Origin of the sequence: Micromonospora sp. WMMA1998 (assembly GCF_027497375.1) — a bacterium.
In the GTDB taxonomy this organism is placed as follows: domain Bacteria; phylum Actinomycetota; class Actinomycetes; order Mycobacteriales; family Micromonosporaceae; genus Micromonospora; species Micromonospora sediminicola.
In genome coordinates, this window is sequence record NZ_CP114911.1 from 5248290 (window position 1) to 5271121 (window position 22832).

The following is a 22832-nucleotide window of genomic DNA, read 5'->3' on the forward strand; positions in this document are numbered from 1 at the left end:
CGCCCCGCGGCGGTACCGTCAGGCGATGCGGCTCACAGTGCTCGGCGGGTGCGGGGTCTGGCCCGAGGCGGGTCAGGCGTGCAGCGGCTTCCTCGTGGAGGAGGCCGGATTCCGGCTGCTGCTCGACCTCGGCTACGCCACGCTGCCCCGGCTGCTGGCGCACGTCACCGCCGATCAGGTGGACGCCGTGTTCATCAGCCACGGGCACCCCGACCACTGCGCCGACCTGAACCCCTTCCTCCGGGCCCGCGCGCTGCGGGACGACCCGCCGCCGCCGGTACCGGTGTACGCGCTGCCCGGCGCGCTGGACGCGGTGCTGGCTCTGGACCGCCCGGGGATGCTCGACGCCGCGTACGTGCCGCACGAGTTCACCGCCGGGGACGCGCTCGACATCGGACCGTTCCGGGCCGAGACCCGCCTGCTGCCGCACTGGGTGCCCAACGCCGGCATCCGGCTCACCGCGGGCGGCCGGGTGCTCGCGTACACCGGGGACACCGGCCCGAGCCCCGACGTGGTGGACCTGGCCCGGGACGCGGACCTCCTCGCCGCCGAGGCCACCTACCTGCGCGAGGTGCCGGAGGACTCGCGGGACCATCAGTCGAGCGCGCGCCAGGCCGGCCGGCAGGCCGAGGCCGCCGGCGCCCGACGCCTGCTGCTGACACACCTGCGGCCCGGCACCGACCATGCCGCCGCCCGTGCCGCGGCCGCCGAGGAGTACGCCGGTGAGATCGCCGTCGCCACCGCCGACCTGGTGGTGGACGTCGCCTGACGGGGGTGTCTACCGCTCCCGGCCGTCTCCACCGGCGGTCGCCCGGGCCCCCGCTGCGGCCCGCCGGCGCGCGGTCTCCCCGACGATCAGCAGGCCGGGCAGCGCGCCGACCAACCAGATCAGTCCGACCGGCCAGTGGATCAGCGAGCCCACCGCGCCCCGGATGTCCGGCACGTCACCCACCACGTAGGACGCCTCCGCGTCCGGGCCGCGGCAGTCCAGCGTCCACACCCCGGCGGCCGGCACCCGGACCGTGGCCACCCAGGCGTACGACGCGGCGTCGCCCCCGTAGTCGCCGGGTGGAACGGACACCGGCTCGGCGGCCCCACCGACGCCGTCGACCCGGCACTCCGGGTCCGTCGACGCGAACCCCACCGAGAAGATCGCGTACGCCCCGGCGGCCGGCACCGTGAACCGTCCCGCCGACGTCGCGTACGGCCCGACCCCGCCGTACTCCGTGGGGGGTTGACCGACCGTGCTGCCCTCGGCGCCGAGCCGGACCGTGGTCTGCGCCAGCACGGCCCCGAGCAGCACGGCGAGCCCGCCGATCAGATAGCCGCGCCGGGGCGCCGGCCGGTCGGCGCGGGGGAAACGCCCGCCGGCGGCGTACCCGAGCAGCGCGCCAACCACCGCGAGCGCCAGCCCGCCGAGCAGAGCCCGCCCCCAGCGGGCCTCGCCGGTCAGCGGCACCACCCAGCGGAAGAACGCCAGCGGCCCGGCCAGCAGCACCACCGTGACCAGCGTGGATCCGGCCACGGCGAGCGGAAGACCGGGCACACCAGGCCGGCGGAGCCGCCCGGCGGCCAGCAGGCCGGCCAGCACCGGTGACGCCAGCACCGGCCACCACAGCGCGGACGCCAGCTGCTGGTCCTCCTCCCACCGGTGCGTCCACTCGAACCACACCAGCGGGGCCGGCACGGTCGCCAGGAACCACGCCGCCAGGACTCCGGGAAGGCGGGGGCGCTCGGTCATCCACCGATCCTCGACCAGCGGGAACACCGACGCCAGGCCGCGTGACGTCCGAAAAGGATTGCTCACTGAGGGTAGGATCCTGCGCGAGGCAGTCGACACACGGGGGAAACGATGTTCGAGCGACTGGGCAGATTCGTCGTCGGCAAGGCCTGGTGGGTGATCGGCGGCTGGATCCTCGCCGCGATCGCGATCGTCGTCACCAGCCCCTCGCTGAGCGACATCACCTCCGCCGACCAGGAGAGCTTCCTGCCGCGCTCCTACGAGTCGGTGCAGGCCACCGAGCTGGCCACGAAGTCGTTCCCGCAGGCGGCGACCGCCACCGCCACCATCGTGGTCAAGCGCAGCGACGGCAAGCCGCTCACCCCGGCCGACGAGGCGCGCGTCGGGCAGCTCGCCCAGGCGCTCAAGGCCCGCGACATCCCGCAGACCTCCGGCTACCTCACCGGCCCGCAGGCCGTCGCGCCGGACAAGTCGGTGCAGATCATCTCCGTCGGCCTCGACGCCGACACCCCGGACGACCCGAAGCTGCTCGACGCCGTCCGCGACCTGCGCGCCGACCTCGGGCCGGACCTGGCCGGCAGCGGCCTGACCGCCGGCGTGGCCGGCGACGTGGCCAGCTTCGTCGACAACGAGGACACGTTCAACTCCGCGTTCGCGGTCGTCGGCGTCGCCACCATCATCCTCATCATCGGGCTGATCCTGATCATCTTCCGCAGCCCGATCGCCGCGCTGCTGCCGGTCGTGGTGATCAGCGTGGTCATGTCCGTGACCACCGGCCTGGTCGCCGCCGCCGGCAAGGCCTTCGACCTCAACGTCAGCCAGGACCTCCAGACCATCCTGCTGATCGTGCTGTTCGGCATCGGCACCGACTACATCCTGTTCCTGCTGTTCCGCTACCGGGAGCGGCTGCGCGCCGGCGACGACAAGCGCACCGCGATGATCGTCACGGTGCAGCGGGTCGGCGAGGTCATCACCTCCGCCGCCGGCGCGGTCATCGTCGCGTTCCTGGTGCTGCTGCTCGCCTCGCTGGGCTTCTTCGGCTCGCTCGGCCCGGCGCTCGCCATCGCCGTCGCCGTCATGCTGGTCACCTCGCTGACCCTGATCCCGGCGCTGGTGTCGCTGCTCGGCCGGTGGGTGTTCTGGCCGTCGAAGGCGTGGCAGCGTACGCCGAAGGCAAGCCTGTCCCGACGGCTCGGCGCCGCCGTCGGCCGCCGGCCCGCCGTGGTGGCCGCGGCCTCCGGCGCGCTGCTGGTCGCACTCGCCGCCGGGGTGCTCGGCTACAAGGCCGACTACGACTTCAGCGCCGGCTTCCCGCAGGACACCGAGTCCGCGCGGGCCGCCAAGGACCTCCAGCGCGGCTTCGCCGCCGGGGCGCTCGCGCCCACCGAGGTCTACCTGACCACGGGCAACGGCACCCCGCTGACCGACCAGCAGGTCAACGACTTCGCCGCCGCCTCGGCGAACGCGCCCGGCGTCGCCCGGGTGCAGCCGCCGGAGCGCAGCGCAACCGACCCGGGCGTGGCCCGGATCAACCTGCTGCTCGACGAGAACCCGGTCTCCAACGAGGCGATCAGCCTGGTCCGTGACGACCTGCGCGACGACCTGCACGCCAAGGCCCCGGAGGGTACGAAGGCGCTGGTCGGCGGGCCGACCGCGATCTTCGCCGACATCAACTCGGCGAACAACCGCGACCTGTCGGTGATCCTGCCGGTGGCCGCCGGCCTGATCGCGCTGATCCTCGCGCTGCTGCTGCGCAGTCTCGTGGCACCGATCTACCTGGTGGTCGCGGTGCTGCTCAACTTCGCCGCCACGCTGGGCGCGACCGTCTACGTGTTCCAGGGCCTCCAGGGCAACCCGGGCGTCACGTTCCAGCTGCCGATCATCCTCTACCTGTTCGTGGTGGCGATCGGCACCGACTACAACATCCTGATGATCGCCCGACTACGCGAGGAGGCCCGGGAGGGCCACGAACCCCACCAGGCTGCCGCCATCGGCGTGGAACACGCCGGCCCGACGGTCGCCGCGGCCGGGCTGATCCTGGCCGGCACGTTCGGGGTGCTGATGCTCGCGCCGATCTCGTTCCTCCAGCAGATGGGGTTCGCGGTGGCGATCGGGATCGTGCTGTCCGCGTTCGTGATGTCGATGTTCTTCGTGCCGGCGTTGACCGGGCTGATCGGGCACACGGCGTGGTGGCCGGGGCACGGGGACGAGCGGCGTAACGGCGGGGGACGGCACGCGGCGCCGGAGCCGGCGGGCGAGGCGCAGGTCTGATCGCGCCTCAGCGCTCGCCGGGGCGGACCAGCCCACTCTCGTACGCGATCACGACGAGCTGGGACCGGTCGCGGGCATTCAGTTTCTGGAGCAGCCGGCTCACATAGGTGCGGGCGGTGTCCGGGCTGAGGAACAACGCCTGCCCGATCTCGGTGTTCGACCGCCCGGCGCCGACCTGGGCGAGCACGTCCCGCTCGCGGGCGGTGAGCCCGGCCAGTCGCGCCGAGTCGGTCACCGGGCTGTGGGCCGCCGCCGCCAGGACGCGTCGGGTGACAGCGGGGGAGAGCAGCGCGTCGCCGCCCGCCACCACCCGGACGGCCTCCCGCAGCGCGTCGGGCGGGGTGTCCTTGAGCAGGAAGCCGGCCGCCCCGGCGCGGATCGCCTCGAACAGGTACTCGTCGTCGTCGAACGTGGTCAACATGACCACGCGCACGCCGGTGAGCCGCGGATCGGCGAGGATCCGCCGGGTTGCCTCCAGCCCGTCCCCGCCGGGCATCCGCACGTCCATGAGAACGACGTCGGGCCGCTGCTCCCGGACGACCGACAGCCCGGCACCGCCGTCACCGGCCTCGCCCACCACCTCGATGTCGGCGGCGCGGTCGAGCAGCGCCCGCAGGCCGGTGCGGACCAGGTGCTGGTCGTCGACGAGCACGACGCGGATCGCGGTCACGAGGTCACCCGCGCCAGCGGCAGGTGGACCGACACCCGGAAGCCGCCCGTCGCGGCGGTGCCGGTGTCGACGCTGCCGCCCAGCAGGGCGACCCGCTCCGCCATGCCGCGCAGCCCTTGGCCCTTCCGGCCCGTCGGCCCGGCGGGCGAGCCGCCGCGACCGTCGTCCACCACCTCCAGCGCGAGCCGACCGGGTGTGGCACGCACCGTGACGGTCACCCGGGTGGCCCCGGCGTGGCGCAGCACGTTCGTCAGCGCCTCCTGCACGACCCGGTAGACCGTGCTGCCGACCACGGCGGGCAGCGCCTCGACCGGGCCGTCGACCCGCAGGTCGACCGCCAACCCGCCCCGGCGCACGCCGTCGACGAGCGCCGGTAGCTGGGCGAACCCGGGCGCGGGCTCGTGCGGCCCGGGCTCGCGGCGCAGCGTGCCGAGCGTCGCCCGCAGCTCCGCCATCGCGCTGCCGCTCACCGAGTGGATGGCCGCGAGCGCGTTCTCCGCCTGCGCCGGCTCCCGGTCGGTCAGGGCCTCCCGCGCCACCGCCGACTGCAACGTGATCACCGACATCGTGTGCCCCAGCGTGTCGTGCACCTCCCGCGCGATGCGCAGCCGCTCCGCCTCGACCTGCCGGGCCGCCTCACGGTGGCGTTCCTCGTCGGCGGCCATGGCCTGGCGGACCAACGCCGCCCGCAGCGACCGCCGGTTGCGTACCGCGTCTCCGAGGGTGATGACGGCGAGGGCCAACGCCGCCTCCGAGCCCAGCTCGGCCCCGACGACGACCGCGACGTCGTCGCCCTCGACCAGCCGGACCGCCACCGACACGGCCAGCAGCCCTGCGGCGACCAGAGCGGCCGGCGTGACCCGACCCCGCTCCGCGACCCGGTAGAGCACGGCGGCGGCCGGCGCGACCACCCCGACCGGCGGCAGGTCCAGCGCGTAGTAGAGGAGGATGCCCGCCGCCGTGGCCAGTAGCGCGGGCAGCGGCCAGCGGCGGGCGGCCAGCACCAGGCCCCCGAGCCCGATCGCCACGACGCAGGCGAGCACGGCGCGGGCCGGCGCGGTCCCCTCGGCCGCCACGGCCACCACGACCAGGGCGGGAGTGGCCGCCGCGAGCAGCGCGTCGGCGCGGGTGGGCGAGGTGTCGGGCACGCCTTCGAGCCTAGGTCCGCGCGGGCCTTCGGCGCTGTCGTCCGCAGGCGTCAGGGGCAACCCCGAGGTGTACGTCGACAGGCGATCCCCGGTCGCGCGGCGGCGCGGACGACGGCGGGCGAGCACCGACCTAGCGTCGATGACATCCCCACCTACGAGGAGAAACGCTCATGTCCCGTACCAAACTGACGTGGATCGCCCTGATCGTGATGGTCTGGGCGGCGATGATGTCGTTCGGCGGGGTCGCCGCCGAGACCGTCATGCTCTATCCGAACATCTTCAACGACCCGCCCGCGTCGCTGGAGCGGGCCCGCGCGTTCCTGGTCGACGGCGGCCCGCACGACTACTTCCCGCCGCTGGGCGCGTCGGTCGTGCTGAGCAGCGTCGCCGCGACGCTGCTCACCTGGCGCGATCGCCGGCTGCGCTGGTACGTGGCCGGCGCGACCGTCGTCTTCGTCGCCTGCGAGTTCCTGTTCTCCGCCGTCTTCTTCTGGCCGCGCAACGAGATCATGTTCGTGGACCCGGTGGGAACGCACTCCCCCGAGTACCTGCGGCAGGTGGCCTCGGAGTTCGTCGCCGGGCACTGGGTGCGCTTCGCCGGTGGCGCGGTGACCGCCGTGCTGGCGTTCGTCGCGCTTCTGAAGTTCGTCCGGTCGACCGCGCCGTCGGCGGTCGGGCGATGAGCGCCCGTCGTACCCTCGGGTTCTCCTGGCTGGCGCTGGTCGGACTCGCCGCGCTGGCCGCGCCCCGGGTGGCGCTGCACGACCTGGACGTGGTGCCGGAAGGCACGGTGGCAGCCGCGCTGCTGGCGGTCGGGCCGCCGTTGGTCTGGGTGGCCGCCGTGCTGTGGCGGCGACCACCGCGCCCGTTCCTGACGCTGGTGGTCGTGGGCGCGCTGTACGGGGTGTTCCTCGCGATCGGTCACCAGGTGTTCTGGGGCTCGTCGCTCGGGATGGACGCGCCGGGGCTGGCCAACATCTCGCCGGGGGCGCGAGAAGCCTTGTTGCGGGCTTCGGCGGCCGTATCCAGCCTGGTCACCGGGACGATGGTCGGGGTTATCGCCGGCGGGGTAACGGCGTTGCTGTGCCGCTGGACGCGTCCGGCGGACCGGCGTCGGAATGCCGGCTGAGTGGGGTCCCGCCCGCTGGGTGCCTGTCGAGCTGAGTCGTTGGTGATATCGGGTGGGTCGACTTCGTGGCCACGAAGGCGTCGTGCGCAAGCAGGAAGATGCCGTCGACGATCAAAGTTTGACCGAATGTGGCAAATCCGACTGAGCCTTCGACAAGTAACCCGAATTAAGCAGCTCGCATCCTCACCACATCCGCCACCCTGGCAAGAGCCTCCTGTGAATGCGCGTCATCCAACTTTCGCCGGGCAGATGCCTGGATGGCATCACGAATCTCCGGTAGGGCTGATTCCCACTCATTCACATGCCATCGAATCGAGTTGACCAGAAACCGCTGTGCGTCCACAGAGCCCCATGCTGCCAGCGTCTGCCATCCTGCATCGATCCGTTCGAAGCACCAGAGCAGAGTGAAGTAGGCGTCCATCGCCTGGGTGGCGGCATCCGGGGTTGCTAAGGTCTTCCCGCGCTGAAGGCCGCCCAGTATGCTCCGAGCCTCGAACACCGTGCCGGTCGTCAACTCTGCGTGTAATGCGCGAGCTAGCTCAAACCCCTCCCGCCGCCGCTGCCGGCGGGCGACATATACGGAGAGCGTGAGCGCCCCAGCGGAGAGCAGCACGGATATGACGGTCACCGCATCCCGAATCATGGCCAGATTGTGCCATTCAGTCGCAATACTGTGTTAAAGCGCAGGTGCAGCGACTGGGATCGCCGTTAGGTTCATCCGTATCAGGCGGCGATCGCCCGGGCGGCGGCGTACATGTCGGTGGGGAGGGCGTGCCGCAGTTCCCAGAGGACGCGCATCGGCCGGTTGCCGCTGTGCTCCTGGTAGGTCATAGGTCCGGCATACAGGTAGGGCGGTGCGCCCAGGTCGCGGTCGGCAACCCGGGTCTCCCGCACGAACAGGTGCACTGTCGATCCCTGGGCGACGTGGTCGACGTACCGCCGCCCGGTCGCCGAGGCCGACGAGGTGGTGCTCTGCGACTCCCACTGGAACAGCCGGTCGGTGATAGCCCGGTCGGCGTACATGGTGGTGGGGGAGTAGTGCTCCTTGGACTTGACCAGCGTGACGAAGAAGAGGTCCGCCTTCTCGTCCGGCAGCCACTTCACGCCCTCTCGCAGCGAGCCCGGGTTCGCCATGCCGAAGGCCGCGCACGCCTCGTTGCGGCTGTAGCGGGCGTGCACCCGCAACGGCACCCGCTCCGAAGCGGGTCGCTGGGTGACCCGGTGGATCCGATCGCGCAGCACCTCCGCGACTTGCCGTAGCTCCGCGCAGCGCGCCGGCTCGGCCCAGAGCCGCTTGAGCCGGGTGTCGCGTTCGTCTAGCGGCACCGACGGCCCCCACAGACTGAAGTGCAGCATGTCGAGCAGCCGCCCGCCGGCGGGCGATCGACCCGCCGCCACCTCGCTGATGAGGTCCAGCCGATCGACGTCGTCGACGTGCAGCATCCGGCCGACAGCCCGTCCGAGGTCACGATCGTCCAGGCCACCCGGGGCCGCGTCGAGCCCGGCGAGACGCCGAAGCCCCGCCCAGCCGCCCACGGTCGCCGACCGGTACACGTCCTCGATCTCCAGCCCGGTCTCCCGCAGGAAGTCGGACAGGCTGACGTCACCGAGCTGCCGCAGCTCACCCACCAGCGCGTTCTTCGATGTCGGCAGCGCCGACCTCAGGTTGGCGAGCACGATGTCCTTCGCCACCCGGTCCAGCTCGATGTGGCAGCCGCTCGGCAGCGACGGGAAGTCCTCTCGGACGGCCGCCTCGACGGATCGCCGGCTCACCCCGGCCAGCGCTCGCCAGCGGAGGTCGAAGCGGAAGTTGGCGTGCTGCCCGCCGATGAAGTCGAGCACGGTCAGGCACGGCTTGTCGTCGTCCAACCGCAGCCCTCGGCCAAGCTGTTGCAGGAAGATCGTGGCGCTCTCGGTCGGCCGCAGCATGAGGATCGTGTCGACCATCGGCAGGTCAACACCCTCGTTGAACAGGTCGACAGTGAACAGCACCCGCAGCTCCCGCTTGCGGAACCGGTCGATCAACGTGTGCCGCTCGCTCCGATCAAGCGTCGACGTCACCGCCGCCGCCGGCACGCCGTGTTGAGTGAACCAGTCCGCCATGAACTCGGCGTGCCCGATGCTGACGCAGAAGCCGAGCGCCCGCATCCGCCCCACGTCGGCGATCCGACTGACCGCGTGCAGGATGAGCCGCGCCCGCGCGTGGTTGCCGGTGTAGACGCCGTCCAGGTCGGCTTTGTCGTAGCCCTGCCCGCGCTTCCACCGCACCCGCGTCAGGTCCACCTCGTCGTGCAGCCCGAAATACTGGAACGGGGCCAGCAGTTGCCGCTCCAACGCCTCCCACAGGTGCAGCTCCACCGACGCGCGGCCGTCGAACCACCGGCGCACGTCGCCGCCGTCGCTCCGGTCGGGCGTCGCGGTCAACCCCAGGAGTACGCGCGGCCGAAGCCGCCCCAACAGGCTCGTGTACGTCGGCGCCTCGGCGTGGTGGAACTCGTCCACGATCACCATGTCGTACGCCTCGGGGTTGATCTCCTGCCGGTGCAGCGACTGGATCGACGCGAAGACGTGCTTCCACCCGTCCGGTCGATCGCCGCCCACCAGGGTCTCGCCGAAGGTTCCATCACCCATCACCTGGCGGAACACGGATCGGCTCTGCCGGAGAATCTGTTCCTGGTGGGCGACGAAGAGCAGGGAGTCGACCTGCCCGGCCCGGCGGAGCCGGCGGTAGTCCAGCGCCGCCACCACCGTCTTGCCGGTGCCGGTCGCCATCACCACCAGGTTCCGCCACCGCCCGTGCACCAGCCGCTCGGCGTCGAGGTCGTTCAGGACCTCCTGCTGGTACGGGAACGGCCGGACGTCCAGGTTCGCGATCTCGGTCGGCGCCTCGTCGGCGCGCTCCCCGCGCAGCGCGACGCGTAGCCGCTCGGCGTCCTTGGCCGGGTCGTACGTCTCGAACGCCGAGTCGTTCCAGTAGTCGGCGAACGTCGCCTCGAACGTGTCGATGACGTGCGGCTGCTCCAGGTTGGAGATCCGTACGTTCCACTCCACGCCGTCGACCAGCGCGGCCTTCGAGAGGTTGGACGAGCCGACGTACGCGGCGCCCGCCGCGCGAGGGCAGCGATATGCCGCGTCAGGATGTCGTGCGAGTCGGCCGGGTCAAGCTTCTCGTCCTGGACCAGTGAGCGGTCAACGCCCCGGATCCGCGTCGCTAGCTCCCGCGTGATCAGGTGCTCGTAGATGCCCTGCTCAAGATCCCCCACGTCGGCAAGCTAACCGCGATTTCGACCCGGCGGAAGTCGTTGCAACCTTGGATTCGGGAGCTGTCGGGCGCTTTTCCGTCCGGATGTCAGATCATCGACACGGTAACGGACCTTACGACCCGATCGGCTTCGTGCGGACCTCGAACAGGGGCGCGCCTCCCCACGATGGGCGGAGACGTCCGACCGGCTGCCATCCCCAGGCGTTGTACGCGTGCTGGGCAGCGATGTTGTCCGGCCGGACGAGCAGCACGGCCCGTTCCTCTTCCCGGTTGCGGAGCAACTCGTCGTGCAGCGCCCGCGCGACACCCCGACGTTGCCAGGAGCGCCGGACCACCAACTCGCTGACGCCGAAGGTCCGTCGACCATCTTCGTCCAGGAAGCCCTCCGGCACCGGCCCCTGAATGCCGTCCCACCAGTGGGTGTCTGCCTGGAGTGGAAACCCGTAGATGTAGCCGACCAACTCGTCACCGGTCCAGGCCGTCACCGAAGCCCAGCCCGGCCTGGGCATATGCGCGGCGAGTTGCTGTTCGTAGCGCTCGGCCGTGTAGAGCGGCCCGTCGTCGGCGTGGGCATCGAGGTACACGTCGACGAGTTGAGCCAGCACGTTCTCGGCCTCGGCTGCCGAGTAGTGGCGCAAGCGCACGTTGTCCGTCATCAGGCCCGCGATTCGTCGCACATGTCGAAGAACTGCCGAGCCTCGGGCACGGCGCGGTGAGCATTAAGCCCGGACCGTACCTCGGCGAGCACGCGAATGGTCCGCCCGGAGCGCACCTGGCGCAGTGCCGGCAGCACGGCTGTCGCGGCGCGGGCGGCGCCGGCCACATCCCCCTGCCGGATCGATGCCCGGGCGAGCTGGGCCGTGGAGTAGACCCGGTTGCGGCGGTACGCGTCCGGTGCGCTGGCCGTGATTGCCCGGAAGCATGCTGCGGCTCGGTCAGGCCGGTCAAGCGCGAGGTACGAGAGACCGGTGATGGCCGTTACCTCCTGCTCCGTGACGAACGAGATGAACGGCAAGTCGTCTTCGTGGCTTCCCCCGTCGAATGCCCGACGTGCCCTGGTCATTTCGCGCTCGAAGCCGAACGTGTCCCGGAGGACGGCGTAGGCGTGAGCCGAGCGAAGATGCAGCAGCGTCGTCAGGCGGGGCGTGGCCCATCCGGCGGCAGCACGCGATGCCGCTTCGGCGCAGTGCAAAGCTTCACCGGGCCGGTCCTCACGGAGTAGAAGCGACATGCAGGCGAGCGCGCGTACCTCGACACGCGCATCGTCGGCGACGCGTGCGCGGGCGATGGCCTCGTTCAGGTAGGGCCTCGCTTCGGGACGACGGTCTGCGTCGATCGCGAGCCACGCCGCCTGGATCGCCAGGTGGGCTAGTGCACTTTGCAGCGCCTCACCCACCGACCGGCTGTACCCAGCATGCTCAGCCCAGGTGGACAGACGTCGGTGTATCTGCATGGTGATGTCGCAGAGCGCGTCTGCGCCCACGGCGGCGTCGGCCGAGCGGAGCTGGTCCACGAGTGAGGCCGCATACCGCACCTGTTCCATGCCGAGGTTCGGCGGCGGTTCCGCACCTGCCGTCAGCAGGTCCAACCCGCCGCCGGCCTGAATGCCAGCCAAGGCGGCCAGAGCGTGGAATTGCCGGCGATTCGTACTACCACCTTCTTCAACGCGTGCGCCTGAGAACACTGTAGGTGTCGGCTCGCCCGGCAGGGCGAACCAGAGGCGCGCCGGAGGGATCTTGAGCAGCGCGGCCCAGTGGGCCAGCCGGTCGAGGTGCACCAACGCGGGCCCATTCTCGACCCGGCTCAACTGGGCCTGCGTGATGCCCAGCCACCCCGCCACCACGCTCTGCGGCAACGGGTTCCGCCCGTGGTACGGGTGGTAGCGGTACGCGCGGATCACCCGTCCCAGGTGCCGTGACGCGAGCGCCTGCCGCACCGGCTCGTGCTCCCAGAACGACTCCGGCACCACCGGCGGCGCGCTGAGCCGGTCGCGCTCGGCGGCCTGGCAGGGCGCGCACCGGCCGCTGTCGTTGTCGCGGGCCAAGCGTCCGCCGCAGCGGGGGCAGTTCGTGGATGTCACCGGCAACCTCGCTCCGCGCGGGTGGCTGTGTCCGACATCGAGCCTAACCATTCAAGCCGTTCCAGAGCGTGACGGTATGCATGCCCCGCATATCGAAGAAGGTGACGCCTCCATGCGGAGCGTGCATGTCGACGACGATCACCAGGACATACGGCCAACGGCGGCCACGGTCGACAGTCGGCGTACGGCCCGGGGCGGGTGCTGGGCTCCGGCGGTGCCGCGTCCCCCGATCGCGGCTGTCCGCCGACCCCGCCCGCCCCGGCGCCACTCCACGACACCCGACCCCGGAGGCGCCCACCGATGTCCGCCGACCTCCCCGTTCCCACCCCGGTCACCGACGAGGACCTGCTCGTCGCCGCGCTCGCCGTGCGCGTACACGTTCCGGAGCGCTGGCCGCAGGGGCCGCTGTGCCGCAGCGAGCGCGTCCCGTACCCCTGCCGGTTGGCCCGGTGGGGGAGGGCGACGCTCGCCGCGGCCGGCGTTCCCGACGAGGCCATGGGGGTGGCCCGGTGATCTGGGTGACCGGCGAGCGGGTGCGGGCCTGGCAGGTACGCGCGGCCGTCTTCGACACGCGCTGGCGGGGGCTCGACCGGGCGCAGGTGCACGACTACCTGTGCTGGGTGGCCGACGAGATGGACCGGCTGGACCGGGAGCTGACCACCGCGCGCACCGAGTCGGAGCGGATCCGGCAGGCGTTGCGCCAGTGGCAGTCCCGCCACAACGGCTGCCATCGGCGTGGCCACGATGACTGAGCCGCGCTGGATCATCCACCTGCCCACCACGCTGACCAGCCGGGACGCCGCCACCGAGCTGGCCGCCGCGCTCGCCCGGTCGCTGGGGCACCTGGACGCGGTCGACTTCGGCGAGACCACGCTCAGCGAGGAGGACGCCCAGCATCTGCGCCACCGGATCTGGTGCGATGTGCGGCTGCCCGACGGTGGGCGCTGCCCGCTACCGGACGGTCACGCCGGGTCGTGCGGGGCAACGGAGCTGCGCGGACACCGGTAGCGTCGCCCGGGTGCTGGACACCGAAGACCTGCTGGCCGGGTTCACGCCGGCCCTGCCGTACACGATGGAGGTCGTCGCCGGCGCGCCGGCCGCGCCCGGCGTGCACCTGGTGCTCGACGGCGGTGTGGTCGTCTACGTCGGCTACACCGGCAACCTGCGCGCCCGGCTGCGCCAGCACCTCACCGGCAACCGCGACTCGTCGGTGCTGCACGACCAGGTCGGCCAGCTCCTCGACACCCCGGGCCACGCCGCGACCCGCGACGACATCGCCGGGTGGCTGGGCCGGCGCGAGGTCCGCTGGCAGGAGACCGACAACCCCGAGGGTACGAAGGAAGCGCTGGTCCTGGCGCTACGCCCCCGGTTCAACCGGCAGGTGCCCCGACCTCGCTGACGCAGTGGCACCTCGTCAGCGCAGCCTGCCCTCGCGGTACCACGAGAGCAACTTCGCTTCAGGCGCTCCCGGGCGGAAGGTCTTGTAGTCAGCAACGACGTCGATCAGCTGATCGATGAATCCCTCGTGCGCGCCGTTCTTCGGATCCTCCGACGTACCCCTGATGTAGAGGACGACGAACGTCGCCGGTCGCCGATCGTGCTTGGGCCGGATGACGCGTCCCATCCGCTGGATCATCTGACGCCTGCTCTGGGTTCCCGCCACGACGACCCCGACCTCCGCCTGGGGCAGATCGATCCCCTCGTCGAGGACCCGAGGCGCGGTCAGCACCTTTATCCTTCCCTGCTTGAACTCGGTCAAGCGGTGCTTGCGCGCGGTCCGGGGGAGTTCACTCGTGAATTCCGAAGCCGGCACGCCCCGTCCACGCAGCACGTCCGCCGCCTGCTCGGCGCTGGCCGTGGTCTCGCTGAAAACCAATCCGGCGTCCGCCTCGGTGAGGATCGGCGCGAGTGAAGCCAACGCCTCGTGTTTCCGCCGGCAACCGGCAAGCAGCTGCCGGCGCTTGCTGAACGCGTTGAGGTATCGGCTGGCGTCCATCATCGCGCGAAGATCGCCGTGACCCCCTCGGCTGAGCTCGTTGACGTGCGTCATGAATTCCCCGAAGGGCTCCGCAGGACAGTCGTGGTCGAGGACCAGCCGGCGTCGGAGTGCCCTGACCTGCTCGTCGTACTGGTCGTACTGTTCGCGCTCGTTCCCGGCGAAGTCAGCTCCCAGGAAGGCAACGCGGAATGGGGCCAGAATGTCGTCGGCCAAGCCGCGCTCGTAAGTGCACCCCGCCACCACCTCGCCGAAGTAGGGCTGCAGATGGTCAACCAGGCCATTATCCGTTCGTTCGTACGTCGCAGTCAGGCCCAGCCGGGCTCCGTAGCTCTGGTTGAGGGCACGCGCGAAGGTCATCGCGCCGTAGCGGTGCACCTCGTCGGCGATCAACAGTCCGGAAGCGCCTCCTAGGAGGATGCGCTCCTTCGCGGCGGAATGAACGGTGGCCACCAGGATCGAATGATGGGACAGCGAATCCCGGTGGCCGTCCCCAAGACGTCCTACCCGCGGGATCCGAAGATCGCGTTGTAATACAGCGTGCCACTGGTCGAGCAGCTCACGTCCGGGAACGAGTAGGAGCACCTTCTCGCCGGCATCCACCGCAGCTGCGGCCGCCAACACCCCGACCGTCGTCTTGCCGGTGCCGGTGACCGCCTCCACAACGCCTCGACGGCCATTGGTGTGCCAGTCGGCCAACGCCTCGCTCTGCCAGGCACGTGGTTTTCTGCCGATGTAGCAGCGGGGTTGCGTGAGCCTCCCCCTAGCTCCCCGCTCCGCCCCAGACGCCAGTCGCCATCGCGGCGGAGTGGCGCCGTCATGGGCGAACGTGCCACGTCCGGAATACAACACGCGGTTGACGTCGGTCGTGGTCAGCCCGTCGAGGCCCAGGCTCCGCAGTCCGGTCAGGAGATCCCGCTTGTTCTGGCCCGGCCACTCCGCCAAGAGTTGCCGCAGTGCCGTCCGCGTCTGGATCTGCTGCACGCCGATTCCTCTCGTCAACCGCTCGGAACCGAACAGTCCGGGTTCGTACTCGTCGCGCGATCGTATGGTCCCGTCTGCGGGAATCTGATCACCCGGCTGGACCTAGCCCTCAACCAGGATCGCGTTGCGGAGCGGGCGGTCGGGCCCCTCCGCCGGCCCGTTTGTGCGACGTCTACCCGCACATCGTCCACCTACAGTGCACGGATGATTCAGATTGATGGCCGCGAGGTTCTGATGCGTGCAGACCCAGAGAAGCAGGAGAGGTTCGCGGCCCTCGCCGCCGGTCCCTACCTCCACCAGACCGTAGCGGCGAATCGGGCCTATCTGACGGCGGCAGTCCCTGACCCGACCGGCACCGAATATGTGGCTTGGGCGCTGTCCTGCCTGCCGAAGACCGGAGCGGGGCGCCTCTCCACCCTCAACATGAAGCGGATGGAGACCTTCGTACTCTTCCCGCCGGAGGATGTCGACAGCGAGGACGTGGGTGGCTTCATGGTCGTCCGAGAGTCGGTGCTGCACCGTCATGCCGGCTCGGGGCAGGGCGTCGAGGAGCGGTATCCGCATCTGGAGTTCGATCGGAGTAACCCCTACCGGGACGCCGGGCAGGATCAGGTGCGCGTCTGGGGTTGGTACGACGAGCTGATCGAGGCGCTGTCCCAGGAGCCGTTCGCCATCGCCGCCCGGGATCTGGCGTCGTCGCTCCTGTCCGGCACGACCAACCACGGCCGGCATCACAACTACCAGCTCGCGGATCGCGTACTCGACCGAGTCGTTGACCTGGCTGACCTTCGCTGAGAGCTCTCAACCCGGGAGGCGCGCCAGGCGCAGCGCGTCCACCACCGCCGCCCAGCGGCTCGGCGTCATCTCGTCCGGTGACCGCAGCACGTCCCCGTCGTGCACCACCACCCCCGCCTCGCGCAGCCGCCGCAGGTTCGGCCGGTAGGCGGGATGCGCCGACAGCGCGGCGTTGACCCGGGGAAACACGTGGATCGGCGGTCCCGCGCCGAGCATCTCGTTGAGGACGCCCAGGGCCAGCGTGTCGCTCGCCCCGACCGCCCACTTGTTCAGCGTGTTGAAGGTGGCCGGCACGACCGCGACGGCGTCGGCCGGCGGGTGCGGCTCGGGGTCGCCGGGGCGGCGCCACTCGGCGCGTACCGGATGGCCGGTCTGCGCGGCGAGTTCGTCGCGGTCGAGCCAGGTCGCGGCGATCGGGGTGGCGATCAGGCAGACTCGCCAGCCGTCGGCGGCGAGCAGTTCGGCGAGTTCGCCGATCCGCTGGGCCGGGGGAGCCGCGCAGACGATGAGGTAGAGCACCGGTGCTTCACTCATGCCCGCAGTCTTACCCCGGGCGTGTTAAGAAGGGGCCCCGCCTCTACCGGATGCGTTAAGAAGGGGCCCTTCCTTGCACGTGGTCGAGAGTGTGCTGCGCGACGTGCGCGAGGGCGCGCACCGCGGCGTGGTGGTGGACTCGCCGCCCGGCGCGGGCAAGTCGACCCTCGTCGTCCGCGCGGCGATCGAACTCGCCGTCACCGGTGACCCGCTGATGATCGTGGCGCAGACCAACGAGCAGGTCGACGACCTCATCGACCGGCTCGGCCGGAAGGCGCCCGAGCTGCGCGTCGGCCGGCTCTCGGCGGCCGACTACCGGCCCACCGAGCGGGTCACCGCCCACCCGGCGGTCCGGGTCGCGGCGAAGGTCGCCGACCTGGGTGGGCCGGCGGTGACCATCGCCACGGCGGCCAAGTGGGCCACGGTCACCGAGGGCACCTGGCCGTGGGCGATCGTGGACGAGGCGTACCAGATGCGCGCGGACGCGCTGCTGCGCGTGGCCGGGCGGTTCGAGCGGGCGCTGTTCGTCGGCGACCCGGGGCAGCTCGACCCGTTCTCCACCGTCGAGACCGCCCGGTGGACCGGTCTGACCTGGGATCCGATGCAGTCGGCGGTGGCCACGCTGCTGCGGCACAACCCGGAGCTGCCGGTGCACCGGCTGCCGGTGTCGTGGCGGCTGCCCGCCTCCGCCGCGCCGGTGGTGTCCGCCGCGTTCTACCCGTTCACCGGCTTCCGCGCCGGCACCGGGCCGGCCGACCGGGCGTTGACGTTCACCGAGCCGGGGCCGGGCGACGCCTACGACGCCTCGGTCGAGCTGGCCGCCACCACCGGCTGGGCGTTGCACGAGCTGCCGGCGCGGCACACCGTGCGTACCGACGGCGAGGCCGCGGCGGCGTGCGCGGAGCTGGCGCTGCGGGTGCTGCGGCGCGGCGCGGTCGCGGTCAGCGAGGCCGCGCCCGGCGGCGCGCCGGTGAGCGCGGACCGGATCGCCGTCGGCGCCGCGCACCGCGACCAGGTCGCGGCCATCCGGTCCCGGTTGGGCGCGGCCGGCGCGGGCATCACGGTGGACACCGCCAACCGGCTCCAGGGCCGGGAGTACGACGTGACGATCGTGCTGCACCCACTCTCCGGCCGGCGCGACGCGACCGCGTTCCACCTGGAGTCGGGGCGGCTGTGCGTGCTGGCGTCCCGGCACCGGCACGCCTGCGTGGTGGTGGCCCGGGCCGGCATCGGTGAGCTGCTGGACGCGTACCCGTCGACCGAGCGGGTGCACCTGGACGTGCCGGTGAAGTTCCCGGACGGCTGGGAGGCCAACCAGACCGTGCTCACCCACCTGGACGCGCACCGGGCCTGACCGGTCGAGGTGGCCGGTCCGAGCGGATCTTCCGGCGGCAGCGGGTGGTGGGCAGGATGTGCGGGTGCATCCTCACGACCCGTACCAGCCGGATCCGTACCAGCCGCGCTATCCGCCGCAGTACCCGCCGCCGGGGTACGCGCCGGAGCCGGAGCCGGACGGGATCAACTGGACGACCGTCCTCTGGGTCGCGGTGCCGGCGATCCTGGTGATCCTGTGCTGCGCCGGGTGCGTGGTGTCGGGGATGGCGGGCGCGTTCATGGACGGCTTCCAGGAGGGGTACTCGTCGGCGTCGCTGGCGGCGGTGCGTTAGACAGGGATCATGACCTTGAGCGTGCTGCCCTGGCTGGGCGGGGGTGTCGTGGCGGTGGCCGCCGGCTTCGTCGCCGCGCTGCTGCCCCGGCGCCGCGCCCGCGCCGAGGACCGGCGGGTGGCCTGGTCGTCGGCGCGGGCGGCGATCCACGACGCGGGCGTCAGCCGGGACGCCGCCCGGACGCCGGTGCCCGAGGCGGAACGGCTGCTGGCCCGGGCCGAGCTGCTGGCGGCCGCGCGCGGCCGCGCGGACGCGGCCCACGAGGCCGCCGACCACGCCCGCCGCGCCGACGAGCTGTGGCGGGACGGCCGGTGACCGTACGGCGGGAGGTGCTGCGCTGGTCGCTGCTGGTGGTCGCGGTGGCCGTGCTGGCGGTGTTCCTGGTGGCGCAGCGGCAGAGCGTGACGGTCAGCTACGGGCGCTCGCCGTCGTCGGCCACGCTGCCCGCTGAGGGTTCCGCCGGTGAGTTGAGCGACGCCACGGTCCCGTCGGTCGAGGAGATGACCGCGTTGGTCGCGGCCGACCCGGTGGTCCGGCTGCCCGGTGCGGTCGCGCGCTGGGACGAGGCCCGGGTCCGGGCCGCCATCGGCGGTGACGGCACCCGGATCCTGGTCGCGCCGCCCGGCCTGGACGAGGCGGAACGCAAGCGGGTGAAGGACGTGCAGAACGCCACCGTCCGGATCGTCGGCACCGAGGTCAGCGGCGGCCCCTACCTGGCCACCCCGGACGACCTGCCGGGCTGGCGGGCGCAGTTCGCCACCGGCGACGTGACCGGGCAGGTGCTCGCGCTGCTCGCCGGGCTGCGCGAGCAGCCCGCCCCGGCGGACCGCGACGACCTGCGGTGGCGGGAACCGACCGCCGCCGAGCTGGCCCCGGTCACCGCCGCGCTGCGCGCCACCGGCCGGTACGTCGGGCCCGGCGCCACGCTGCCCCGGCTGCCGGAGGACGACGCGCGGGACGCGTTCCCGGGCGGGGCCTGGTTCGTGGTGCTGCCGGCCCAGCCGTACGGGACGCCGCTGCCGGCGTACGGGCCGGCGCTGCACCGGCTCGCCCCGGATCGGCCGGTGGTGGTGATGTACGGCGGCTGGATCGAGTACCACGGTCCCGGCGCGGCGGACTTCGCCGAGGTGGCCGGCGTCAGTTTCTACGCGCAGTACGGCGGCCGGCTCAGCCGCTACGACTATCCGCAGCTCAACGTGCTCGGCGCCTACCTGGCGCGGGTGACCGACGTGCGCTACGCGGGGCTGTTCGAAAGGCCGCTGCCGTACCGGCCGTTCGACCCGCTGCGGGTGGCGCTGCCGGCGCTGCCCTGGCTCTTCGCCGGCTGCGTGGCCGGGTTCGTGGTGCTGTCGATCCGCACCGTGCGCGGCGCGGGCCGGAGCCGGCCGGGCGACGTCGGGCCGGGTGGCACGCCGGCCCGGCTGGCCGGGCTCTCCGCGCTGGCCGTGGAGCTGTCAGTGCTCACCGACGCCCGCAGCGACCCGGCGCTGGTGCGGGGCGTCGGCCGGCTGCGCGCGGCCCGGTACGCGCTCGACGACGGCCTGCCCGACCGGCACGTACGCGGGCTGCTGGCGGACGCGGCGGCCGAGCTGGACCGGGTGGCCCGGGACGTGCGGATGCCCGGCTACCGCCCGGACGTCTACCTGCGGGGGAGGCTCTCGTGACCGCCGTCGCGCGCCGGCTGCTCGGCCGGCTGGTCGGCACCGCGTTCGGCCGGGCGGTGCTGGCCTGCCTGGCGCTGGCCGGGTGGGCGCTGTGGTCCGGCGGCGTGTTCGACGGCCCGGTGGCCCGGCACGTGCGGGCGTCGTCGGTCTACGCGGCGCCCGGCGTCGACCTGGACCGGACCGCGGCCGAGCGGGTCGTCGGCAACCGCCGGCTGGTGGTGCTGCTGATGTCGCCGGGAGCGGACCTGCGCGAGGCGTGCGCCGACACCGAACGGGTTACCGGGGGCACGCTGGTGCTGGCGATGAGCCGCGACGGCGACGACTGGGACACCTACGGCTGTTCCCGGGTCGGTGGCGACAGCCCGCGCGACATCGGCCGGTCGATGGTCACCGAGACCGTGATCAGTCAGGGCGCGGACGCGTTCGTGGACCGGCCGATCGAGGCGCTGAAGGTGATCGTGCTCAACTACGACCGGCTGGTCCGCACCGGCCTGCTGCCCGACGGCGCCCGGACGATCAGCCCGTCGCTGCCCCGCTACCTGCTGGCCGGCGGCGCGGTCGTCGGCGTGGTGGCCGGCGCGGCGGCGCTCTGGCTGGGCGGTCGGCGGGCCGGGCGGCTGGCCGACGCGCGCCGGGCCGGGCGGGACGCGCGCGCCGATGAGCGGGCCGCGCTGGGCGCCGCGACGGCGGTGCTGGCCCAGCAGATCATCGATCTGGACCGGACCGGCGGGCCGGGCTACCTGCGGTTGGCCGGGGACTACGTGGGGCTGCTCGACGAGGTGTCCGACCCGGACTCCGGGGACTCGGTGGGCCGGCTGCGCGACCGGGTCGAGGAGCTGAGCCGGCGGGCGTCGGACCTGGCGGCCGACGCGGCGGCCGGCGGGACGGCCGGGAGGAACCGGGCACGGACGCGCGGACGGGGCCGGCGGTGACCCGCCGACCCCGTCACCGGTGCGTCGTCAGCGACCGGCGCCGACCACGGTGGCGGCCGGCCAGCTGCCGCTGAAGACCTGGGCGGGCGTCGCGCTGCGGGCCGCGAAGCCGAACAGCGAGTCGACCCGGGCGGCCTCGGTGGAGCTGGGGTACGGGTTGGTGCAGCTGGTGCCGGCGCTGCCGCCGGACATCAGGATGGCGCAGTTGCCGTTGTAGTTGTCCGGCAGGCCGAGGATGTGGCCGATCTCGTGCGTCATGATGCGCAGCGGCGAGTACTGCTGGGCCTGGTAGTAGTCGATGACCACGCGGCCGTTGCCGAGGCTGGTGCGCTGGGCGTACGACCCGCCGCCGTAGGTGTAGTAGATCATCAGGTTGGACCCGCACTGGGCCATGTTGATGTTGTTGGTGCGGTTGTTCCAGATGGACGCCGCCTGCACCGCGTAGCTGGCGAACGGGCCGGCCTGGCTGGTGTTGTAGCAGACGTTGCGGACGGCGGCGGAGGCCGGTGCCGGGTTGACGGCGACCGCGCCCAGCGCCGCGAGCGTCGCGGCCGCGAGGGTGGCGAGGATCCGGGACAGCTTCGGCGTACGCATGGTTCACACTCCTTGGGGTGGGGGGTGAGCGGAACGCCGCCAGCCTATAGATAGGCATCCATCGATATCAAGGTCTGGGCTGAACTGATCGGGGTCGATCGTCCGTACCCCTGGTCGTGCGGACGACGGAGCTGGTGACCTGTTCCCGCGAGCCCCGCGACCGGCTCGGCCCGGTCGCCGTACGCGAGGCGGTACACCGCTGGATGCGGCTGGTCGCGGCCGACGCGGAGCTGGCCCCGTACCTGCTCGGGGTGGACCGCCGGCGGCTCGCCGCGGTGCTCGCGGACCGGCTGGGCGCGGCGCTCGGGGTGGTGCGGCGGGGCCCCCGCCCCACGCTTCCGGTGGAGGCGGGGGCCCCGCTCGACCACCGCGCGCTGACCGAGGAGCAGCGGTGGCGGGTCCTCGACTACCTGGCCGCCGCGCTCTGGGTGCTCGACCTGCCGGTCGGTGCGATCGTCGACGCGCAGCGAGCGGTCGCGGGTCTGCTCCGGGCCTGACCGGGCTCAGGTCGCGGCGTGCGGATCCGCCGCGTTGAGCGTGGCCACCACCTGCGCGTAGTCGCCGCGCGCCTCGGCGTGGCGGAGGAACTTCACCCGCTCGACCTGGATCTCGGTGGCGTCCGGCCGCGCCTCCAGCAGCGCCACCACCTCGGTCACGAACTCGTCCAGCGGCATGGCGAACTCGCTGGTCTCCTGGCCGGGCAGCAGCCCGGTCCGCACGGCCGGCGGGACCAGCTCCAGCACCCGTACGCCGGTGTCGGACAACTGCAACCGGATCGACTCGCTGAGCATGTGGATCGCCGCCTTGGAGGCGTTGTAGCTCGGCGTCACCCGCAACGGCACGAACGCCAGGCCGGAGGAGACGGTGACGATGGTCGCGTTCCCGCGCCGGGTCAGGTGCTCGACGAACGCGCCGATCAGCCGGATCGGGCCGAGCACGTTGGTGGTCACCACCTCCTCGGCCGAGGCGAGGAACGTCTCGGGCGAGCGCCAGTCCTCGATCCGCATGACGCCGGCCATCGCGACCAGGACGTTGAGGTCGGGGTGCCGGGCCAGCACCTGGTCGGCCGCCGTCGCGATGCTCGCCGGGTCGGTGGTGTCGATCGCGACGGTGTCCAGGCCGGGGTGTTCGGCCGCGATCTCGTCGAGCAGTTCGGTACGCCGGCCGCCGACGATCACCGTGTTGCCCCGGTCCTTCAGGGCGAGCGCCAGCGCCAGGCCGATCCCGCTGGTGGCGCCGGGGATGAAGATCGTGTTTCCGGAGATGTCCATGCCGCCAGCATGGTGCGGCCGGACCCGGGCGGGGAAGAGATCCCTGATCGGGGGATCGGGGATCCCTGGTTCGCGTCCGACGGCGGCCGGATAC

25 protein-coding genes and 1 pseudogene are annotated in these 22832 nt (G+C 72.2%); 15 read left to right on the forward strand and 11 right to left on the reverse strand.

Annotated elements, in window-relative coordinates; all coding sequences use genetic code 11:
• Positions 1-25: 25 nt before the first annotated feature.
• The gene (locus tag O7600_RS24325; protein ID WP_281590804.1) at positions 26-769 is read left to right on the forward strand and encodes an MBL fold metallo-hydrolase; all 744 of its coding nucleotides are present in this window, start codon (positions 26-28) and stop codon (positions 767-769) included.
• Positions 770-778: 9 nt separating this feature from the next.
• On the opposite strand, the gene O7600_RS24330 is transcribed toward O7600_RS24325, so the two are convergent.
• Positions 779-1741, reverse strand: a complete 963-nt coding sequence (locus O7600_RS24330; RefSeq protein WP_281590805.1) for a hypothetical protein — start codon at positions 1739-1741, stop codon at positions 779-781.
• Between the two features lie 111 nt (positions 1742-1852).
• Here O7600_RS24330 and O7600_RS24335 point away from each other — a divergent pair, with 111 nt between their 5' ends.
• Positions 1853-4012: an MMPL family transporter gene (locus O7600_RS24335; protein WP_281590806.1), complete on the forward strand. Its 2160-nt coding sequence runs from the start codon at positions 1853-1855 to the stop codon at positions 4010-4012.
• A gap of 7 nt (positions 4013-4019) precedes the next feature.
• On the opposite strand, the gene O7600_RS24340 is transcribed toward O7600_RS24335, so the two are convergent.
• Both O7600_RS24340 and O7600_RS24345 read right to left on the reverse strand, forming a co-directional pair.
• Entirely contained in the window at positions 4020-4682 is a 663-nt protein-coding gene (locus O7600_RS24340) for a response regulator transcription factor (protein ID WP_281590807.1), read from the reverse strand.
• Positions 4679-5830: a sensor histidine kinase gene (locus tag O7600_RS24345; RefSeq protein WP_281590808.1), complete on the reverse strand. Its 1152-nt coding sequence runs from the start codon at positions 5828-5830 to the stop codon at positions 4679-4681. The genes O7600_RS24340 and O7600_RS24345 overlap by 4 nt, the downstream gene beginning before the upstream one ends.
• A 170-nt stretch (positions 5831-6000) precedes the next feature.
• On the opposite strand from O7600_RS24345, the gene O7600_RS24350 reads away from it, so the two are divergent.
• Together O7600_RS24350 and O7600_RS24355 are read left to right on the forward strand one after the other, a co-directional pair.
• Positions 6001-6513 (forward strand): DUF1772 domain-containing protein, encoded by a 513-nt coding sequence (locus O7600_RS24350; RefSeq protein WP_281590809.1) that lies wholly within the window; start codon positions 6001-6003, stop codon positions 6511-6513.
• Positions 6510-6959, forward strand: coding sequence for a hypothetical protein (locus O7600_RS24355; RefSeq protein WP_281590810.1), 450 nt, complete (start codon positions 6510-6512; stop codon positions 6957-6959). Before O7600_RS24350 ends, O7600_RS24355 begins: the two co-directional genes overlap by 4 nt.
• Before the next feature lie 166 nt (positions 6960-7125).
• Here O7600_RS24355 and O7600_RS24360 read toward each other — a convergent pair whose 3' ends face one another.
• The 4 genes and pseudogenes from O7600_RS24360 to O7600_RS24375 form a co-directional block, all read right to left on the reverse strand.
• On the reverse strand, positions 7126-7602 hold the full coding sequence (locus O7600_RS24360; protein ID WP_281590811.1) for a hypothetical protein: 477 nt from the start codon (positions 7600-7602) through the stop codon (positions 7126-7128).
• An 80-nt stretch (positions 7603-7682) separates the two neighbouring features.
• A pseudogene (locus tag O7600_RS24365) lies at positions 7683-10222 on the reverse strand (DUF3427 domain-containing protein).
• A 112-nt stretch (positions 10223-10334) separates the two neighbouring features.
• Positions 10335-10877, reverse strand: a complete 543-nt coding sequence (locus O7600_RS24370) for a GNAT family N-acetyltransferase (RefSeq protein ID WP_281590813.1) — start codon at positions 10875-10877, stop codon at positions 10335-10337.
• Positions 10877-12301, reverse strand: a complete 1425-nt coding sequence (locus O7600_RS24375) for an XRE family transcriptional regulator (protein WP_281590814.1) — start codon at positions 12299-12301, stop codon at positions 10877-10879. Before O7600_RS24375 ends, O7600_RS24370 begins: the two co-directional genes overlap by 1 nt.
• A gap of 300 nt (positions 12302-12601) precedes the next feature.
• Between O7600_RS24375 and O7600_RS24380 the strand changes: the two genes are divergently transcribed.
• From O7600_RS24380 to O7600_RS24395, 4 genes are read left to right on the forward strand one after another with little or no spacing between them, the layout of a single operon-like run.
• Positions 12602-12814, forward strand: a complete 213-nt coding sequence (locus tag O7600_RS24380) for a hypothetical protein (protein ID WP_281590815.1) — start codon at positions 12602-12604, stop codon at positions 12812-12814.
• The gene (locus O7600_RS24385; RefSeq protein ID WP_281590816.1) at positions 12811-13053 is read left to right on the forward strand and encodes a DivIVA domain-containing protein; all 243 of its coding nucleotides are present in this window, start codon (positions 12811-12813) and stop codon (positions 13051-13053) included. The genes O7600_RS24380 and O7600_RS24385 overlap by 4 nt, the downstream gene beginning before the upstream one ends.
• Positions 13046-13309: a hypothetical protein gene (locus O7600_RS24390; RefSeq protein ID WP_281590817.1), complete on the forward strand. Its 264-nt coding sequence runs from the start codon at positions 13046-13048 to the stop codon at positions 13307-13309. The genes O7600_RS24385 and O7600_RS24390 overlap by 8 nt, the downstream gene beginning before the upstream one ends.
• Positions 13310-13319: 10 nt before the next feature.
• Positions 13320-13700: a hypothetical protein gene (locus tag O7600_RS24395; protein WP_281590818.1), complete on the forward strand. Its 381-nt coding sequence runs from the start codon at positions 13320-13322 to the stop codon at positions 13698-13700.
• A gap of 15 nt (positions 13701-13715) precedes the next feature.
• Here O7600_RS24395 and O7600_RS24400 read toward each other — a convergent pair whose 3' ends face one another.
• Entirely contained in the window at positions 13716-15281 is a 1566-nt protein-coding gene (locus O7600_RS24400; protein WP_281590819.1) for a DEAD/DEAH box helicase, read from the reverse strand.
• Between the two features lie 204 nt (positions 15282-15485).
• On the opposite strand from O7600_RS24400, the gene O7600_RS24405 reads away from it, so the two are divergent.
• Positions 15486-16076, forward strand: coding sequence for a hypothetical protein (locus O7600_RS24405; RefSeq protein ID WP_281590820.1), 591 nt, complete (start codon positions 15486-15488; stop codon positions 16074-16076).
• A 6-nt stretch (positions 16077-16082) separates the two neighbouring features.
• Here the strand turns inward: O7600_RS24405 and O7600_RS24410 are convergent, their stop codons facing one another.
• Positions 16083-16610, reverse strand: coding sequence for a flavoprotein (locus O7600_RS24410; protein WP_281590821.1), 528 nt, complete (start codon positions 16608-16610; stop codon positions 16083-16085).
• Positions 16611-16683: 73 nt separating this feature from the next.
• Between O7600_RS24410 and O7600_RS24415 the strand changes: the two genes are divergently transcribed.
• From O7600_RS24415 to O7600_RS24435, 5 genes are all read left to right on the forward strand, one after another.
• Positions 16684-17964, forward strand: coding sequence for an AAA family ATPase (locus tag O7600_RS24415; protein WP_281590822.1), 1281 nt, complete (start codon positions 16684-16686; stop codon positions 17962-17964).
• A gap of 64 nt (positions 17965-18028) precedes the next feature.
• Positions 18029-18277 (forward strand): hypothetical protein, encoded by a 249-nt coding sequence (locus O7600_RS24420; protein ID WP_281590823.1) that lies wholly within the window; start codon positions 18029-18031, stop codon positions 18275-18277.
• A gap of 9 nt (positions 18278-18286) precedes the next feature.
• Entirely contained in the window at positions 18287-18592 is a 306-nt protein-coding gene (locus O7600_RS24425; RefSeq protein WP_281590824.1) for a DUF6403 family protein, read from the forward strand.
• The gene (locus O7600_RS24430) at positions 18589-19941 is read left to right on the forward strand and encodes a hypothetical protein (RefSeq protein ID WP_281590825.1); all 1353 of its coding nucleotides are present in this window, start codon (positions 18589-18591) and stop codon (positions 19939-19941) included. The genes O7600_RS24425 and O7600_RS24430 overlap by 4 nt, the downstream gene beginning before the upstream one ends.
• Entirely contained in the window at positions 19938-20873 is a 936-nt protein-coding gene (locus tag O7600_RS24435; RefSeq protein ID WP_099162398.1) for a hypothetical protein, read from the forward strand. Before O7600_RS24430 ends, O7600_RS24435 begins: the two co-directional genes overlap by 4 nt.
• Positions 20874-20900: 27 nt before the next feature.
• On the opposite strand, the gene O7600_RS24440 is transcribed toward O7600_RS24435, so the two are convergent.
• A complete protein-coding gene (locus O7600_RS24440; RefSeq protein WP_091581260.1) occupies positions 20901-21467 on the reverse strand; it encodes a snapalysin family zinc-dependent metalloprotease in 567 nt (188 codons plus the stop codon).
• A gap of 134 nt (positions 21468-21601) precedes the next feature.
• Here O7600_RS24440 and O7600_RS24445 point away from each other — a divergent pair, with 134 nt between their 5' ends.
• Positions 21602-21964, forward strand: coding sequence for a globin (locus tag O7600_RS24445; protein ID WP_281590826.1), 363 nt, complete (start codon positions 21602-21604; stop codon positions 21962-21964).
• Between the two features lie 6 nt (positions 21965-21970).
• On the opposite strand, the gene O7600_RS24450 is transcribed toward O7600_RS24445, so the two are convergent.
• Complete coding sequence (locus O7600_RS24450) at positions 21971-22738, reverse strand: SDR family NAD(P)-dependent oxidoreductase (RefSeq protein WP_281590827.1); 768 nt, start codon at positions 22736-22738, stop codon at positions 21971-21973.
• Between the last annotated feature and the right edge of the window lie 94 nt (positions 22739-22832).

Coding starts and splice junctions, on each gene's coding strand:
- O7600_RS24335 (WP_281590806.1), top strand. CDS start 1,853: ATGTTCGAGCGACTGGGCAGATTCGTCGTCGGCAAGGCCTGGTGGGTG.
- O7600_RS24450 (WP_281590827.1), bottom strand. CDS start 22,738: ATGGACATCTCCGGAAACACGATCTTCATCCCCGGCGCCACCAGCGGG.
- O7600_RS24360 (WP_281590811.1), bottom strand. CDS start 7,602: ATGATTCGGGATGCGGTGACCGTCATATCCGTGCTGCTCTCCGCTGGG.
- O7600_RS24355 (WP_281590810.1), top strand. CDS start 6,510: ATGAGCGCCCGTCGTACCCTCGGGTTCTCCTGGCTGGCGCTGGTCGGA.
- O7600_RS24405 (WP_281590820.1), top strand. CDS start 15,486: ATGATTCAGATTGATGGCCGCGAGGTTCTGATGCGTGCAGACCCAGAG.
- O7600_RS24350 (WP_281590809.1), top strand. CDS start 6,001: ATGTCCCGTACCAAACTGACGTGGATCGCCCTGATCGTGATGGTCTGG.
- O7600_RS24380 (WP_281590815.1), top strand. CDS start 12,602: ATGTCCGCCGACCTCCCCGTTCCCACCCCGGTCACCGACGAGGACCTG.
- O7600_RS24370 (WP_281590813.1), bottom strand. CDS start 10,877: ATGACGGACAACGTGCGCTTGCGCCACTACTCGGCAGCCGAGGCCGAG.
- O7600_RS24440 (WP_091581260.1), bottom strand. CDS start 21,467: ATGCGTACGCCGAAGCTGTCCCGGATCCTCGCCACCCTCGCGGCCGCG.
- O7600_RS24325 (WP_281590804.1), top strand. CDS start 26: ATGCGGCTCACAGTGCTCGGCGGGTGCGGGGTCTGGCCCGAGGCGGGT.
- O7600_RS24390 (WP_281590817.1), top strand. CDS start 13,046: ATGACTGAGCCGCGCTGGATCATCCACCTGCCCACCACGCTGACCAGC.
- O7600_RS24425 (WP_281590824.1), top strand. CDS start 18,287: ATGACCTTGAGCGTGCTGCCCTGGCTGGGCGGGGGTGTCGTGGCGGTG.
- O7600_RS24410 (WP_281590821.1), bottom strand. CDS start 16,610: ATGAGTGAAGCACCGGTGCTCTACCTCATCGTCTGCGCGGCTCCCCCG.
- O7600_RS24330 (WP_281590805.1), bottom strand. CDS start 1,741: ATGACCGAGCGCCCCCGCCTTCCCGGAGTCCTGGCGGCGTGGTTCCTG.